Genomic DNA, 15,105 nt, shown 5'->3' with positions numbered 1-15,105 from the left:
AACCGCCACCGGACCAACCCCCGTCACCGGTCGATGGACAGCGGGCGGGTGCGCCAATTAAAAGGCCCCTCCGAGCATGAATTCGAGGAGCGACCGCCGTGGACACACCCCCCTTTACCCTTCGCGCGATCGACCATGTGGTGCTTCGCGTCGTCGATCTCGACCGCATGGCCGGCTTTTATCGGAATGTCCTCGGCTGCACCGACGAACGTACCCAGGCCGAAATCGGGCTCTATCAATTGCGCGCGGGCAGCTCGCTGATCGACCTTGTCACTGTCGACGGCAAGCTTGGCGCGATGGGCGGCGCGGCGCCGGGCGCCGAGGGCCGCAACCTCGACCATTTCGCGATCACGATCACGCCGTTCGACGACGACGCCATCCGCGCCCACCTCGCCCGTCACGATGTCGCGATCGAGCAAGCCGGCCCGCGTTACGGCGCCGAAGGCGAAGGGCCATCGATCTACATCGCCGATCCCGAAGGCAATATCGTCGAACTCAAGGGCCCCGCCTTCGACTGAATATCTTGCACAGCTTTCCGTTTACGTTAAGGTCAGTTTCAAACCGCAACCGGAGAGTGTGATTCCATGGCCCTTCCCCCGATTTTCGACCGCCTGCGCCTGCCCGTCATCGGTTCGCCGCTGTTCATCGTATCGGGTCCCGACCTCGTCATCGCGCAGTGCAAGGCAGGCATCGTCGGCAGCTTCCCCGCCTTGAATGCGCGCCCGCAATCGCTGCTCGACGAATGGCTGCACCGGATCACCGAAGAACTCGCCGCGTGGGACCGCGACAATCCAGACCGCCTCTCGGCGCCCTATGCGGTCAACCAGATCGTCCACAAGTCGAACGACCGGCTCGAAGCCGATATCGCGACCTGCGCCAAGTGGAAGGTGCCGATCACCATCACCTCGCTCGGCGCGCGCGAGGAGCTCAATCAGGCCGTCCACGGCTGGGGCGGCATCACGCTCCACGACGTCATCGACGACCGTTTCGCGCGCAAGGCGGTCGAAAAGGGCGCTGACGGGCTGATCCCCGTCGCCGCCGGCGCGGGCGGCCACGCGGGGCGGCAATCGCCCTTCGCGCTCGTTCAGGAAATCCGCGAATGGTTCGACGGCCCGGTCGCACTGTCGGGCGCGATCGGCCACGGCCGCTCGATCCTCGCCGCGCAGGCGTGCGGCGCCGACCTCGCCTATATCGGCAGCGCCTTCATCGCGACCGCCGAGGCCAATGCCGAGGACGGCTACAAGAACGGCATCGTCGAAGGGCGCGCCGCCGACATCGTCTATTCGAACCTCTTCACCGGCGTCCACGGCAATTACCTTCGCCAGTCGATCGTCTCGGCAGGCATGGACCCCGACAATCTGCCCGAAGGCGACCTGAAGACGATGAACTTCGGCTCGGGCGGCAACACCAAGGCGAAAGCGTGGAAGGACATCTGGGGCTCGGGTCAGGGCATCGGCCCCGTCACCGCGGTGCGCCCGGTCGCCGAATTCGTCGCCGACCTCGAAGCGCAATATCTCGCGGCCCGGCGCGAGTTGGAGGCGAAGGTCCGGCTGTAAGCCTGGCGCTGTCGGACCGTTCCCAGCTCGAGGGGCAAAGAGCGGACGCTCCGCCCCTCCCCGTGCCGGGGAGGATCGTCTCCTCCGGGATGGAGAGCGGACGTTGCCTATAACCGTCGCCCCCGCGAAGGCGGGGGCCGTCAGCGGCCTTAATCAGCGGTGCCCACGTAAACCGACAGCGGCCCCTGCCTTCGCGGGGGCGACGGCTAGTTTCGACCGAAAGCCGACCTCAGCCCCCTACCCTCCGAACAACCGGTCGATCGCCGCGTCCAGATAGGGGCGATCGACGAACAGCCGCATCGGGTCGCGCCGGTTGAGCCAGAATCCTCCGCCGTGCCGATCGGTCAGCGCGCGCCGCGTCGTGTCCTGAAGCAGCCGCAGGCGCATCACCGCGACCCGCCGCGCAGCGCGGAGGTCGGCCGGGGCCTGCTCCGCGAAATGCGCCCTGATCGCTTCGACCCGCGCGGCGACGACGTCGCTATAACCCCGATGCGGCCCGCGGTGCAGCGCGTGCCCCAGCGACAGCGCCGCCGGTTCGGATGCCGGCAACATCAATCCGTTGCGCGCGAAATGCTGGAGCGCGAAGCCTTCGTCGCGGAGATGATCGAACATCGCCGCCATCTGCGCGCGTCGCAGCAGGGCGATCGGGATCAGATGGTGGCGCTGGAACCCGGCTCGCGGCGGCGGCGCCCCATGCCAACCGCCACGCCGCATCAATCGCCGCGGCCGAATTCGACGGCGACCATCGATTGCCGGTTTCCGGTCACAGGTCCGGGCGTGAGCCCGATCCACTCGCCGGCCGCAAGGCCGCGCGTGGTGCGCGCGCGCAGAACGGGACCGTTGAGCATCATGTCGAGCGCCAGCCGCGACAGGCGCCGGACCATTTCGGCGACCGTCCAGCCCGCCGGAATACGCGCTTCCAGTTCCTGCCCGGCAAAGAGCGCCAGCCCGCGCGTCACCATGGTCGCGCCTTCGCCGGCCTCGCGGCGCCGGAACGCGACCAGATGCAGCACCGGCGGCATTCCGCTCGCCAGCATTTCGGCGATCGAGGCGCGGAACTGCGGCGCGTCGGACCAGAGCCGCGCGGGCGACCAGAAGATATGGCTGGCGTCGAACAGGTCGATCAGCACCACCATCATCTTGAAAAATTCGCGCATCCGCGTCGTCTGTTCGCGCGATGGCGCCGCCGCGCGGTCGTTTTCGGGAATGAAAATCCAGCAATCGCCGCTCTCGCGCCAGCCCTGCGGCAGGCTGGCGGCGAGCAGGCTCGTCAACGGGTGTTCGGGATCGACCAGATCGAGCGCCGTGCCCGCGGCGGGGCCGGCGAGCACGGAGACCGCCCCGAACGTCATGCGAAAACAGGGCACGGCGATCCGCGCGTCGGAGGCCGCGCCGGCCCGCTCGGGCCGCAATCCCATATGCCGAAGCGATGTTTCGAGCGCATTGCCCGACGCACCGCGCATCGCAGGCCCGAGAATCAGCGCAAAGGGTTCCGGCGGAACCGGCAGGATCAACGCATCGCGGTCATCGGCATCCATCTGTCGCGCGCCCTTCGTGGGTTCGCCGCTTGCATCGCAAGACGGACCGCAATGTTCAAACGCTTATTGGCGCATGTCGGAAAGTTAATCGGGCGCGCCCATGCCCCGTCGGCGTCAGATCGCGACCTGGCTGCCCAGTTCGACGACGCGGTTCGTCGGCAGGCGGAAATATTCCATCGCGCTTTCCGAATTGCGCAGCATCCATGCGAACAGCTTTTCGCGCCAGATCGGCATGCCCGGCTTGCTCGCCGCGATCAGCGTCTGGCGCGACAGGAAAAAGCTCGTCTCGAGCATCTTGAACTCACCGCCGCAACTTGTGACGCGCCCCAGCGCGGCGGGGACGTCGATCGGCTGCATGAAACCGTAATTCAGGATCAGCCGGTGGAATCCCTGCCCCAGATCGTCGAGCGCGCAGTGATTTTCCGCGCGCACATAGGGGACGTCGGCGATCTTGATCGTCAAGAGGATGATGCGCTCGTGCACATGCTCGTGCAGCACCTTGTTGTGCTTCAGATTGTGGAGCAGCGCGTGCGGCACCCCGTCGCTGCTCGACGTCATGAACACCGCGGTCCCCGGCACGCGCGTCGCGCTATTCGCCGCCGATTTGACGAACACCGGGATCGGCATCGCCCCCTCGGCCATCTGCTGCTGCATCAGCTTGCGCCCGCGCGACCAGGTCGTGAGCATCGTGAAGATCGTCAGCCCGATCGCCAGCGGCACCCAGCCGCCATCGGGCACCTTGATCAGATTCGCGCCGAAATAGGCGATGTCGACGATGAAGAAGACCGCAAGGATCGGCAGCGCCTTCCACGCCGGCCACTTCCACAAGGTGAAGAGCACGACGCTCATCAGGCAGGTGTCGATGAACATCGCGCCCGTCACCGCGATGCCATAGGCGGCGGCGAGGTTGCTCGACGATCCGAAGCCGAGGACGAGCAGGATGACCATCACCATCAGCCCCCAGTTGACCATCGGAATATAGATCTGTCCCGCGGCCGACGCGCTGGTATGCTCGACGCGCAGCCGCGGCATGAAGCCGAGCTGGATCGCCTGCTGGGTCAGCGAGAAGGCGCCCGAGATCACCGCCTGGCTCGCGATGATCGTCGCGAACAGCGCCAGGATGACGATCGGCACCCGCCACGCATCGGGCATCATCAGGAAGAAGGGATCCTGGATAATGCCGAGCCGCGCGCCCATTTCGGCTTCGAGCACCATCGCGCCCTGCCCCATATAATTGAGCATCAGCGCCGGCAGCACGAAGGTCAGCCAGCTCAATCCGATCGGCCCGCGTCCGAAATGCCCCATATCGGCATAAAGTGCCTCGGCGCCCGTCACCGCCAGCACGACCGCGCCCAGCGCGATGAAGGCGGTGAAACCGTCGACGTAGAAGAAGCGCAGCGCGTTCAGCGGATTGAGCGTTTCGACGATGATCCCCGGATGATCGACGATATGGATGAGGCCAAGGATCGCGAGCATCGTGAAATAGGCGAGCATGATGGGACCGAACAGCATTCCCACTTTCGCCGTCCCGCGCGACTGAAGCGCGAACAGCCCGATCAGGATCGCGAGCGCGATCGGCACGATATAAGGCTCGAACCCCTCGTTGACGTAGCTCAGCCCTTCGGTCGCCGAGAGCACCGACATCGCCGGGGTGATCATGCTGTCGCCATAGAAGAGCGCCGTCGCGAACACGCCGAGCAGGATGATCGGCCAGGTCCAGCGTTTCTCGCCCGACGAGCGGCTGATCAGCGCGAGCAGCGCGAGGCTTCCCCCCTCGCCCTTGTTGTCGGCCTTCATGATCGTCAGCACATATTTGAAGGTGACGACGAGCATCATCGACCAGAAGACGAGGCTCAGCACGCCATAGATATGCAGCCGGTCGGCGTCGATCGAATGATGCCCGGCAAAGGTCTCGCGAAACGCATAGAGCGGACTCGTGCCGATGTCGCCGAACACGACGCCGATCGCGCCGACGGCCAGCTTCAGCTTGCCATCGCCATGATGCCCATGGCCGTGATGGCCGGTATCGGCGGCGGCCGGTGCGACGCCTTGCGCGCCGCCGTCCGCCTGTTGCGACTCAGCAGTCATCGCGCGCCTTTAGACGAGCCCGCGCCTTTGGAACAGGTTTCAATTCGGGACGCTCGCGGCCGGTGCGTCGGCCGGAGTTCCGCCCGAGGTTTCGGGAGGAAGCTGCGGCCCCAGCGCCTGCTTGAGCTGCGCCAGCCGCATTTCGAGGTCGCCCCGCCACGGCGCGTCGGCCGGGCTGCGCGCGAGCAGTTCGCTCCACACCGCCTCGGCGCCCTTCAGGTCGCCGCCCTGCGCGAGCGCGAGCCCCGCGAAGAAGGGCGGCGCCGGATGCGACGGATCGCGCTTCGCCGCCTCGTCGAAGGCGAGCGCCGCCGCGGGCGACATCATGCCGCCGCCATGCGCCGCGAGCGCGTTGCCGAGCCCGACCCACAGGTCGACATTGTCGGGATATTTCTCCAGCCCCTTTTCGAGCGTCTTCGCGGCCAGTTCGGTCTTGCCCGTGCGCGCAAAGCCGTCCGACATGCCGAGCCACTGCGCTGCGGGTCCAAAGCGTTCGGCCATCCCCTGTCGCTGGTCGGTCAGCGCCTCGCCGAAGCCTTCGGGCTCCTGAGCCGTCAACACGGGCTTGCCCGCCAACGACGGACTCCCCTGCAGCGCATAGCCCGCGAGGCCCAGCATCACCGCCGCCCCCGCGAGCGGCCGCGCCGCGGCGGGAAGCCTGCCGAGCCAGAAAATGCCGCCGATCGTCAGCGCCGCGGCAAGCAGGACCCAGAGCCAGATCATGCGCCATCCTCCGCATCATCCCTGCCGCGCCGGAACCGGCCGAACGCCAGCCATCCCCCGACCGCGAGGAACAGCAGCGGCCCCAGCCACAGCAACGCCGTCGCGCCATCGAACGGCGGGTCATAGCTCACCCAATTGCCATAGCGCGCGACGAGCCAGGCCTTGATCGCATCCGGACTCTCACCCGCCGCGATCTTGCTGCGCACCTCGTGCCGCATGTCGCCCGCGAGCGGCGCGTCGCTGTCGGCAATCGACTGCCCCTGACAGACGAGGCAGCGCAATTCCTCCATCAAGGCCTTGGCGCGCGCTTCTTTCGCCGGGTCGTTCAATTGTTGATAGGCATAGGGCGCGGGCGGCAAGCGATCCTGCGCCGCCGACGGCAGCGCGAGACCGAGAAACAAGGCCGAGAGCAAAAAAGCCCACGCGCCCCTGCGCAGGCAGGGGCCCATCACCCGCCGTCTCGCCGCCGCACTACGATCCGTTCGGTAACCGGCCGTCCGGTGATGGCCCCCTGCCTTCGCAGGGGCACGGCGACTTTGAAACGAGACACTCACTTCATCGCCTCAAGCTTGGCGACGATCTCCGGCACCTGATCGGCGAGGATCACGCCCTGAATCTGCTCGCGGATGATCCCCTTGCCGTCGATCAGGAAGGTTTCGGGCACGCCCGACGACCCGAGCGCGATCTGGACGCTGCTCTGCATGTCGGCGCCGATGCGGTCGAACGGATTGCCATATTCGTTCAGGAACATCGCGACATCCTCGGGCCGGTCGCGGATCGCGATGCCGTCGATCGGCACCCCCGCGGCTTTCAGCGCCTCAAGCTGCGGCGCCTCGGCGCGGCACGGGATGCACCAGCTCGCAAAGACGTTGACAAGGCGCGGCTTGCCGTCGGCGAGCTGGCTGCTCTTGAGCCCCTCGACGCCCGCCGTCGCGGGCGGCAGGTCGAACAAGGGCATCGGCTTGTCGATCCATTGCGACTGGATCAGCGTCTCGGCGGGCGTCACCAGCCGATAGATGAAGGCCCCGAACAGCAGCCCCATGATCGCCAGCGGCACGAACAGGACCCAGCGATTCTTCATGCGAAACGTTCCTCTGCCTTGCGGGCCCGGCGCGCGCGCCAGATCGCCAGCAATTGCGCGCGCCCGAGCAGCGACAGCGCGGCACCGATCGCGATCAGCGCGCCGCCGAGCCAGATCCACCATACCAGCGGCTTCCACCAAAGGCGGATCTGGTAGCGGTCGGCGCGGCCGTCGTCGCTCGTTACCGGCTGGCCGAGCACGGCATAAAGCTGACCGCCCGGCCGCGTCAGCAACGCCGCCTCGTTGGTCTCGGTCGGCGCGGTGCCCATCAGCCCCGGAAAGGTGCGCGCCTCGGGCATCATCGTGAAGCTGCCGCCCGACGAGGTCGTCGCGACCAGCGTCCCCTCGATCGCGGTATAATTCGGCCCCGCGACCGGCTTCACCCCGGCGAACTTCACCGAAAAATCGCCGATCTTGATATTGTCTCCGGGAGCCGCCGCGACTAGCCGTTCCTTGATGAAGGCGCTTTCGGCGCCCATGCCGGCGAGGCACACCGCGACGCCGAAATGCGCGACGACCATGCCCCACGTCGGCAGCGGCGTGCGGCGGAGATTGCGCCCCCACAAGGGCGCAAGGCTCGCGACCGCGACGATTCCCGCGACCGTCATGCCGAGCAGGGGCAGGATGCCGACCTTGCCGCCGAACAGGATCAGCCCGAACAGCACCGCCGCGCCCGCAAAGATCGCGAGCGGCAGCCGCGACCATAGCCTTTTCCCGTCATCCTTGCGCCAGCTCAACAGCGGCCCTGCGACCATGACAAGGCAGAGGATCAGCGCCAGCGGCCCCGCGACCTTGTTGTAATAGGGCGGCCCGACCGAAATCTTCTCGCCCATCGCCTCGGCGACGATCGGGTAGAGCGTGCCGAGGAGCACGAGCGCGAGGATCGTCGTGAGCAGCAGATTGTTGATCACCAGCGAGCCTTCGCGGCTCAAGAGCGCGAATTTCTTGCCCTCGGCGACCGCCCCGGCGCGCAGCGCGAACAGGGTCAGCGCGCCGCCGATATAGATCGCCATCAGCACGAGCAGGAAGGTGCCGCGCTCGGGATCGACCGCGAAACTATGGACGCTCGTCAAGAGCCCCGACCGCACGATGAAGGTCCCGACCATCGACATCGAGAAACCGATCACCGCGAGCATCACCGTCCATGCGCGCAGCGCATTGCGCGTCGCGGTCACCGCGACCGAATGGAGCAAGGCCGCGCCCGCGAGCCACGGCACCAGCGAGACATTCTCGACCGGATCCCAGAACCACCAGCCGCCCCAGCCGAGCTCATAATAGGCCCAATAGCTGCCCGCGGTGATACCGAGGGTCAGAAAAATCCAGCTCCCGAGCACCCACGGCCGCATCGCGCGCGCGAACGCCGGGCCGATCTCGCGCGTGATCAGCGCGCCGACGGCAAAGCTGAACGCGACCGACAACCCGACATAGCCGACGTAAAGCGTCGGCGGGTGGAAGGCCAAGCCGATGTCCTGCAAGAGCGGGTTGAGCCCCTGCCCGTCGGGCGGCGCCACCGGCAGCCGCTTGAACGGGTTGGAGGAGAAAAGCAGGAAAGCGAAGAACCCGAGGCTGAGCGCCGCCTGCGCCGCGAGGGTCGCGACCAGCGTATCCTCGCGCAGCCGCCGCTCGAAAATCGCGATCAGCCCGCCCGACAGCGACAGGATCATCAGCCACAGCAGCATCGACCCCTCATGGTTGCCCCACGTCCCCGCGATCTTGAAGATCATCGGCTTCAGGCTGTTGCTGTTGCGCGCGACGAGTTCGACCGACATGTCCGACCGCACGAAGAGCGCGATCAGCAGGCCGAACGCGGCAGCGGTGAGCACGCCCTGCGCGACACTCGCGGGACGCACCAGCGCCGCGAGATCCTTCGGCCCGCCGCGAAGGAACAGCGTTCCCGCGACCAGCGACAGGCACGCAAGCGCCGCCGCGATCCAGAGCAAGGCGAGACCGAGTTCAGCGATCATGCGATCACACCATCGATATATGAAACACCGTCATTGCGAGGAGCCGAAGGCGACGCGGCAATCCAGAGTCGCGTAAACCGCCCTGGATTGCTTCGCTCCGCTCGCAATGACGAAACTGAAAAACCCCTCATGCCCCCGCCGCCGCCTTCATATTCTTCGGCATATCGCCCATCTGCGGCGGCATATAACGCTCGTCGTGCTTCGCGAGGATGCGGTCGGCCACGAACACACCGTCGGCGCGCATCCGGCCGTCGGCGACCATGCCGCTCTCCTCGCCGAACAGATCGGGCACGATGCCCTTATATTCGACCGGCACCGACGCCTTGCCGTCGGTCGCGACGAAACGGATCGTCAGCCCGTCGGCCTGCCGCACGATGCTGCCCTTGGCGACCATGCCGCCGAGCCGCATCGCCTCGCCGGTCGCGGCCCGGCCGCCCGCGACCTCGGCCGGGGTGCGGAAATAGGCGGCTTCGTCGCGCAGTGCGCTCGCCGCGAGCACGCCCGCGCCGGCCACGCCGGCCAGCGCGACCAGCGCCAGAATCAACCGTTGATGCTTGGCCTTCACTTGCGATCCTTTCGCAGCGCGTCGCTGCGCTTCTCGGCCTTCCTCATCGCGCGCCAGCTCGCCCACAGCACCGCGCCGGTCAGCACGACCGTCAGCCCATAGGCCGCGGCGACGAACGCCCATTGGCCGCCCCCGCTGATCACCCCCGTCACGCGTCAATCCTCCTCGTCGGCCAATCGCCGCAGCCGCGACGCGACGCGGTTGTCGGCGATGATCCGCCGCATCCGCATCAGCACGATGGCCCCGAATAGCAGCGAAAAGCCGAGCACGGTCAAGCCCAGCGGCCACAGCAAGGCGCCGTCGATGCTCGAACCGCGCAAAGTGATGCTCGGCCCTTGGTGCAGGCTGTTCCACCACACGACGCTGCGGTTGATGATCGGAATATTGATCGCGCCGACCAGCGCATAGATCGCCGCGCCGCGCGACAGCGAGCCGCCCTGCCTTTGCCCGTCATCGCCGCTCGTCAACGCAATGAAGCCGGCATAGAGGAAAAGCAGGACGAGCATCGACGTCATCCGGCCGTCCCACTCCCACCAGGTCCCCCAGGTCGGGCGGCCCCAGATCGATCCGGTCGCAAGGCAGAGCGCGGTGAACAGCATCCCCGGCACCGCGATCGCGCGCGCGGCGATGCCCGACAAAGGATGCCGCCACACGAGCTGGACCAGTCCCGCGACCGCGAGCGACGTCCACCCGCCCATGCCGAGCCACGCCGAAGGGACGTGGACATAGAGGATGCGCGCGGTCTCGCCCTGCTTGTAGTCGCCCGGCACCATCGCCAGCCCGGCCCACGCCCCGGCGAGCGCGAACAGCAGCCCGGCGCCGAGCAACCACGGCGTCAGCGGCTTGGCGATCGCCAGAAAACGGGTCGGATTGGCGTAGGCGTGCATCGGTTTCGCCTCGTCCTTAGGCGAGCCGGACAGGAGGGTCCAGCGATTTGCCCGGCGCGATCTGGCGGCGCCTCTCTCGCCGCAACGCGCGCAGAGGTCAACCTCCGGCGAATATCCGGGCTTGATCCGCCCCCCTGTCGCGCACGCCCTGGAGCAGCAGCAGCTTGCCGGTGGTCGCCCGGCTTTCCATCGCTGCATGGGCAGCCGCCGCCTCCGGCAAGGCGAACTCGGTCGCCGGCGCGATCGTCACCTTGCCTTCGCGCACCCATTCGAACAGCCGCGCCGTGCGGGCACGGAGCAATTCAGGTGTATGGATGTGGTCGGAGAAAACGGCGTAGCCGATCTTGACGCTCCGCGGCAGGCTCATGATGTCGATCCCGCCCGGGCCGCCCAATACCGGCCCATACCAGCAGAATGTGCCCGAGCGGCGCAGCGACGCGAGTGATCCTTCGAAAGTGGCGGGACCCGAACCGTCATAGACGACGTGGACGCCCTCGCCCCCGGTCAGGCGGAGCACCTCGTCCGCGAAGTCGCCCGCGTCAGCGACGATCACATGATCGGCCCCCGCGGCCTTGGCCGCGTCGATCTTGGCCGCCGACGAGACTCTGCCGATCACCGTTCCGCCACGCAATTTGATGATTTGCGTGAGAAGCTGGCCCAGGCCGCCTGCCGCCGCATGCACCAGCGCGACGTCGCCCGGCTGGACCGGATAGAAGTCGGTCGCAAAATGACTTGCCGTCAGCCCCTGCATCATCAGCGAAGCCGCCAGCCGATCATCGATATGATCCGGCAGCGGTACGGCAGACGTCGCCGGAAGAACGATATGTTCGGCGTAACTGCCCGGCGCATAGACCCACGCGACGCGCTGGCCGACCGTGAGATCGCGGACCCCCTCGCCCAACGCCGCGATGCGGCCCGCCCCTTCGGCGCCCAGCACGCGAGGCAAAGGCATTTCGTGCCACGCCATGCCCTGCCTGATCCCCACATCCATGAAATTCACCCCGGCGGCCGAAACGTCGACCAGAATTTCGCCCGGCCCCGGAACGGGCTTGGGCAGATCGAGGATCTTCAACACATCGGTCCCGCCCACCGCGGTCATCGCAACAGCTTTCATTTGTCATTCTCCTTATTGAACGATCATTCCATAATCAGGCAAAAAAAATTCAGCGCAGAGAGCGCATGGCAAGGTCCGCGAGTCCCGAGACCTGATCCCTCCCCGCTCCGCCGCGCGCAGTGAGACGGATGGCGGAAATCGTGGCGATCAGGAAAGTCACGAGCTGATCAATATCGAGATCCGCTGCCAGATCGCCCTGGTCCCGCGCCGCGCCAAGCGCCTTCGCGAGAGCCCGGCCCAGAATATCGCCGGATGCCTGGCGTATTTTTACGAGTTCGGGGCGCGTGCAACCAAATTCGGTGATCGATCCCACACCGAGACAAGGGCGTTCGGCCTCCGCCGCCACGCGTTCCAGCATCGCGCGAATCCCCTCGATCGCCCTGTCGTGGCGATCGAGCACCTCGATATGCTCCCGCACCTCGCCCTGCGAATAATGCCTCACAGCAGCGCAATAGAGTCCCCATTTGTCGCCGAACGTGTCGTACAGGCTTTGACGGCCGATTTTCATCGTATCGACAAGCATCTGGGCCGAGGTGCCTTCGAAGCCATGCTCGCGGAATATTTCCACGGCAGCATCGACGGCGGCCTCCACATCGAATTCCTTGGGTCGTGCCATATCGCCCATATAGATTATTGGAACGAACATTCAATAATAAATTGCGCGGCGTACTTGCCGCCACTTGCCGGCCTATGCGGACAGCATCTTCTCTATGCGAACTTGCCAGGCTCGCGCCCCTTGCCCGCGGGCGAGGGACATCGCGTCGCGGAGCAATTTCTCGCTCATCGCGTGATCGCCATCGATCCGACGGACCAGTTCCGCCTTGATCCGCAAAAGTTCGGGCATGGCGAAGAGTTCGCCCAGCCCTTCGCAGCGGGATATTGCGGCTTCGGCGAGATCCTGCGCGTCGCGAAGCCGCTCGCTGCGCAGCAAACCCCATAGCAGCATGAGCGTGAACGGCGTTACGAGCAGCTCGTATCGAGCGGCACGCAGGCTGGCGATACTCTTTTCGAGGGTAGCGAGGGCATCCGCCCGCGTTCCGCGCTCGAAATCGAGCGCGCCGCGAAAGCCTTGAGCCGCGACGATATAGGGACCGAGCGCACTGGCCTGCGCGCGTGCGGAAAGAGCCTCGACCGCTTCTTCCGCCGCCTCGAGATCGTCGCTCCACAGATGGATGATCGCCGCCCAGACCAGCGCTATGCACTGGGTGATCCCGTGCTCGAGCTGCCCGGTCTCGCGAACCGTCTGCCGGGCCAGGCGGTTCGCTTGCTCTACTTCGCCCGCAAGCCAGAGCGTATAGGCGAGTGCGATCCCGGTCCGGCTGCGGTTGTCGAAGCCGTAACGGATCGTCCGGCTCCGCAGCGCCGGCCCGCTCTTTTCCATGGCATCTTCGAGTTCGGCGCGTGCGCGCAGCAGGTCGCCCGCGAGATAGTGCGAAATGCCCGACAGGGAGCGGGCGATGCCGGACGCCTCGCCGCCGCCGATATGCGCCGCGACCTCGACTGCCCGCCCGGCATGGGATCGGGCAGCGGCATAAGCGCCAAGCCGTTTGCTGAAAATGTGCAGACGGGCGAGCATCCGCAGCTGGTTCCAGCGATCTTCCAGCCGAGTCGCGAGGTCGAGCGCATGGCCCAGCGCATCGCCCGCCGCCGTGCCGTTGCCCTGCGTAAACATCAGCGCCGTTCCCAGTGCCCCCTGAAGCTCCAGTTCCACCTCGGGCGCGGTCCCGCCGCCGGCATGTCCCGCTTCGGCGAGCGCGCGGGCGCACCAGCTCTGGCACTCGATCAGATGCGACAGGTTGAGAAAGACGGGTGCGCTCGCCGCGGCGAGGCGCACGCCGGTTTTCAGGTCGCCATCATCGCCGAAGCTGAAGTCCAGCGCGCTCCGAATATTGCCGAGTTGCTGGCGAAGCGGCGTGGTGTCTTCGAGCGCGTTCTCCTCGTCATCACCGGTGATCGCCTCGAGTTCGTCGAGGTAAAAGCTCGCATGGCGGCGCGCCGCGGCAGCAAATTCGCCGATCCCCCGCGCGCGCAATTTCTCCCGGGCATAGGCGCGGGTCATTTCAAGCAGACGATAGATGCCGGCGCCGCCGGTGCGATTGACCGCGACGAGCGATTTCGCCGCCAGTTCGTCGAGCGCCAGCGCCACTTCGTCCGATCCCAGGCTTCCGTCAGCGGCGACATGGAGCGCGGCATCGATCGAGAAGGGGCCAACGAAAATCGAGAGCCGCTCGAACAGGATCTTTTCGGCTACGGGAAGGAGGTCATAGCTCCAATCGAGCGTCGCTTGCAGGGTTTTCTGGCGCCGCTGGGCGGTTCGCCGGCCCGACCAGCCGAGACTGAATCGCTCGCCGAGCTGGCGCGCCGTCGCCGGAATGCCGTGGGTCGCCGCGCGTACGGCGACGAGCTCGATCGGCAGCGCCATGCCGTCGAGCCGGCGGCAGATGCCAGCGGCAAGGTGCATCGTCTCCTCATCCGCGACGAAGTCGCTGTCGGCGGCGGCGACGCGCGAGCAAAAAAGCTCGACCGCGGGATAGGCGAGGATTTGTTCGACCGTGAGGCCGCCGGTGTCCTCGGGATAGGGCAAGGCTCCCAGGCGGTGAATATGCTCGCCGCGAACCCTGAGCGGCTCGCGCGATGTGGCGATGAGACGCATGAGAGGCGCCTCGTCGATGAAGCGCTCGACGATCGTCGCGATCGGTTCGATCAAATGCTCGCAATTGTCGAGGACCAGGAGGAAGCGGTGCTCACGGATATGCCCGAGGATCACCGCGAGCGGATCGTCGCCATCGACGGCAATGCCCATCGCTCCCGCGATCATCGACGGTACGACCGCGGAATCCTCCAGCATGGCGAAGTCGACAAAGGCGGCATGGCCGCCGAAGTCGGAAGCCCTGCGATGCGCTATTTCCACCGCGAGCGATGTCTTGCCCACCCCCGCCGGACCGACGATCGTGAACAGGGGCGTGCCGGCGATCCGCTCGCCGAGCCGTTCCACATCCCGCTCGCGCCCGACCAGCTGCGGCTGCGGCGGCAGAGCGGGTGTGCGACCACCGTCACCGCCTGCGATGCCGTCGGCGCTCGGCGCTACCGTGCCAGCGGAGACACCGGCGGCCGCCCGCCGTTCCACTGGCGCGACAAAGGCATAGCCGACGCCGACCTGCGTCGCGATATAACGGGCGCCGCCCTGACCATCGCCCAGCAATTTGCGGAGGCCCGCCATGTGAAAGCGAAGGCTGCCGTCTTCGACGACGACGTCGGACCACACCCGCTTCAGAAGATCGCGCTTCGACAGCACCGCTCCGGGCTTTTCGATCAGGGCGACGAGAAGGTCGAACGAGCGTCCGCCGATCGGGACCGGTTCGCCGTTCCGCGTCAGCAGCCTTTCGTCCGGCCACAGGCGGAATGGCCCGAATGCCAATTGATCGCCGAGTCTCTCGCTGTCGGTCACGCTACCCTTGTTCCCCGCGCCTTTCGCCCCGATACCATTGCGGCATGCGGCTGGCGTCCCGACCTGTGACAGAAAGCGTTCGTCTGTCCAAGCCGGAGAGGTTACAAGTTTCGCGGGCGCACCCCCCGATCGGCGGCCGTA

The 15,105-nt window shown here is 66.6% G+C and carries 15 protein-coding genes; 2 read left to right on the top strand and 13 right to left on the bottom strand.

The window, feature by feature from the left end:
• Positions 1-98 precede the first annotated feature (98 nt).
• Both QZL87_RS05235 and QZL87_RS05230 read left to right on the top strand, forming a co-directional pair.
• The gene (locus tag QZL87_RS05235; protein WP_295324805.1) at positions 99-518 is read left to right on the top strand and encodes a VOC family protein; all 420 of its coding nucleotides are present in this window, start codon (positions 99-101) and stop codon (positions 516-518) included.
• A 66-nt stretch (positions 519-584) separates the two neighbouring features.
• The gene (locus QZL87_RS05230) at positions 585-1,556 is read left to right on the top strand and encodes a nitronate monooxygenase family protein (protein ID WP_295324803.1); all 972 of its coding nucleotides are present in this window, start codon (positions 585-587) and stop codon (positions 1,554-1,556) included.
• A 237-nt stretch (positions 1,557-1,793) separates the two neighbouring features.
• On the opposite strand, the gene QZL87_RS05225 is transcribed toward QZL87_RS05230, so the two are convergent.
• The 13 genes from QZL87_RS05225 to QZL87_RS05165 form a co-directional block, all read right to left on the bottom strand.
• Positions 1,794-2,270 carry an AHH domain-containing protein gene (locus QZL87_RS05225; RefSeq protein ID WP_295324800.1) on the bottom strand — a complete coding sequence of 159 codons (477 nt, stop codon included), beginning with the start codon at positions 2,268-2,270 and terminating at the stop codon, positions 1,794-1,796.
• Entirely contained in the window at positions 2,270-3,094 is an 825-nt protein-coding gene (locus QZL87_RS05220) for a hypothetical protein (RefSeq protein ID WP_295324796.1), read from the bottom strand. The genes QZL87_RS05225 and QZL87_RS05220 overlap by 1 nt, the downstream gene beginning before the upstream one ends.
• A gap of 114 nt (positions 3,095-3,208) precedes the next feature.
• Positions 3,209-5,182, bottom strand: a complete 1,974-nt coding sequence (locus QZL87_RS05215) for a potassium transporter Kup (RefSeq protein WP_295324794.1) — start codon at positions 5,180-5,182, stop codon at positions 3,209-3,211.
• Between the two features lie 39 nt (positions 5,183-5,221).
• Positions 5,222-5,905 (bottom strand): tetratricopeptide repeat protein, encoded by a 684-nt coding sequence (locus tag QZL87_RS05210; RefSeq protein WP_295324791.1) that lies wholly within the window; start codon positions 5,903-5,905, stop codon positions 5,222-5,224.
• Positions 5,902-6,354: a cytochrome c-type biogenesis protein gene (locus QZL87_RS05205; RefSeq protein ID WP_295326758.1), complete on the bottom strand. Its 453-nt coding sequence runs from the start codon at positions 6,352-6,354 to the stop codon at positions 5,902-5,904. Before QZL87_RS05205 ends, QZL87_RS05210 begins: the two co-directional genes overlap by 4 nt.
• A gap of 101 nt (positions 6,355-6,455) precedes the next feature.
• A complete protein-coding gene (locus QZL87_RS05200; RefSeq protein ID WP_295324788.1) occupies positions 6,456-6,986 on the bottom strand; it encodes a DsbE family thiol:disulfide interchange protein in 531 nt (176 codons plus the stop codon).
• A complete protein-coding gene (locus tag QZL87_RS05195; RefSeq protein WP_295324785.1) occupies positions 6,983-8,950 on the bottom strand; it encodes a heme lyase CcmF/NrfE family subunit in 1,968 nt (655 codons plus the stop codon). Before QZL87_RS05195 ends, QZL87_RS05200 begins: the two co-directional genes overlap by 4 nt.
• Before the next feature lie 127 nt (positions 8,951-9,077).
• Complete coding sequence (ccmE, locus tag QZL87_RS05190; protein WP_295324782.1) at positions 9,078-9,515, bottom strand: cytochrome c maturation protein CcmE; 438 nt, start codon at positions 9,513-9,515, stop codon at positions 9,078-9,080.
• Complete coding sequence (locus tag QZL87_RS05185; protein ID WP_295324779.1) at positions 9,512-9,667, bottom strand: hypothetical protein; 156 nt, start codon at positions 9,665-9,667, stop codon at positions 9,512-9,514. The genes ccmE and QZL87_RS05185 overlap by 4 nt, the downstream gene beginning before the upstream one ends.
• A gap of 3 nt (positions 9,668-9,670) precedes the next feature.
• Positions 9,671-10,402, bottom strand: coding sequence for a heme ABC transporter permease CcmC (ccmC, locus tag QZL87_RS05180; protein ID WP_295324776.1), 732 nt, complete (start codon positions 10,400-10,402; stop codon positions 9,671-9,673).
• A 97-nt stretch (positions 10,403-10,499) separates the two neighbouring features.
• Positions 10,500-11,516: a quinone oxidoreductase gene (locus QZL87_RS05175; protein WP_295324772.1), complete on the bottom strand. Its 1,017-nt coding sequence runs from the start codon at positions 11,514-11,516 to the stop codon at positions 10,500-10,502.
• A gap of 49 nt (positions 11,517-11,565) precedes the next feature.
• Positions 11,566-12,141 (bottom strand): TetR/AcrR family transcriptional regulator, encoded by a 576-nt coding sequence (locus tag QZL87_RS05170; protein WP_295324768.1) that lies wholly within the window; start codon positions 12,139-12,141, stop codon positions 11,566-11,568.
• Positions 12,142-12,204: 63 nt separating this feature from the next.
• Complete coding sequence (locus tag QZL87_RS05165) at positions 12,205-14,964, bottom strand: winged helix-turn-helix domain-containing protein (protein WP_295324763.1); 2,760 nt, start codon at positions 14,962-14,964, stop codon at positions 12,205-12,207.
• Between the last annotated feature and the right edge of the window lie 141 nt (positions 14,965-15,105).

This window comes from uncultured Sphingopyxis sp., from assembly GCF_900078365.1.
Classification (GTDB): Bacteria; Pseudomonadota; Alphaproteobacteria; order Sphingomonadales; family Sphingomonadaceae; genus Sphingopyxis.
The sequence above is the reverse complement of the archived record's forward strand: the minus strand, read 5'-3'. Positions and strand labels throughout refer to the sequence as shown.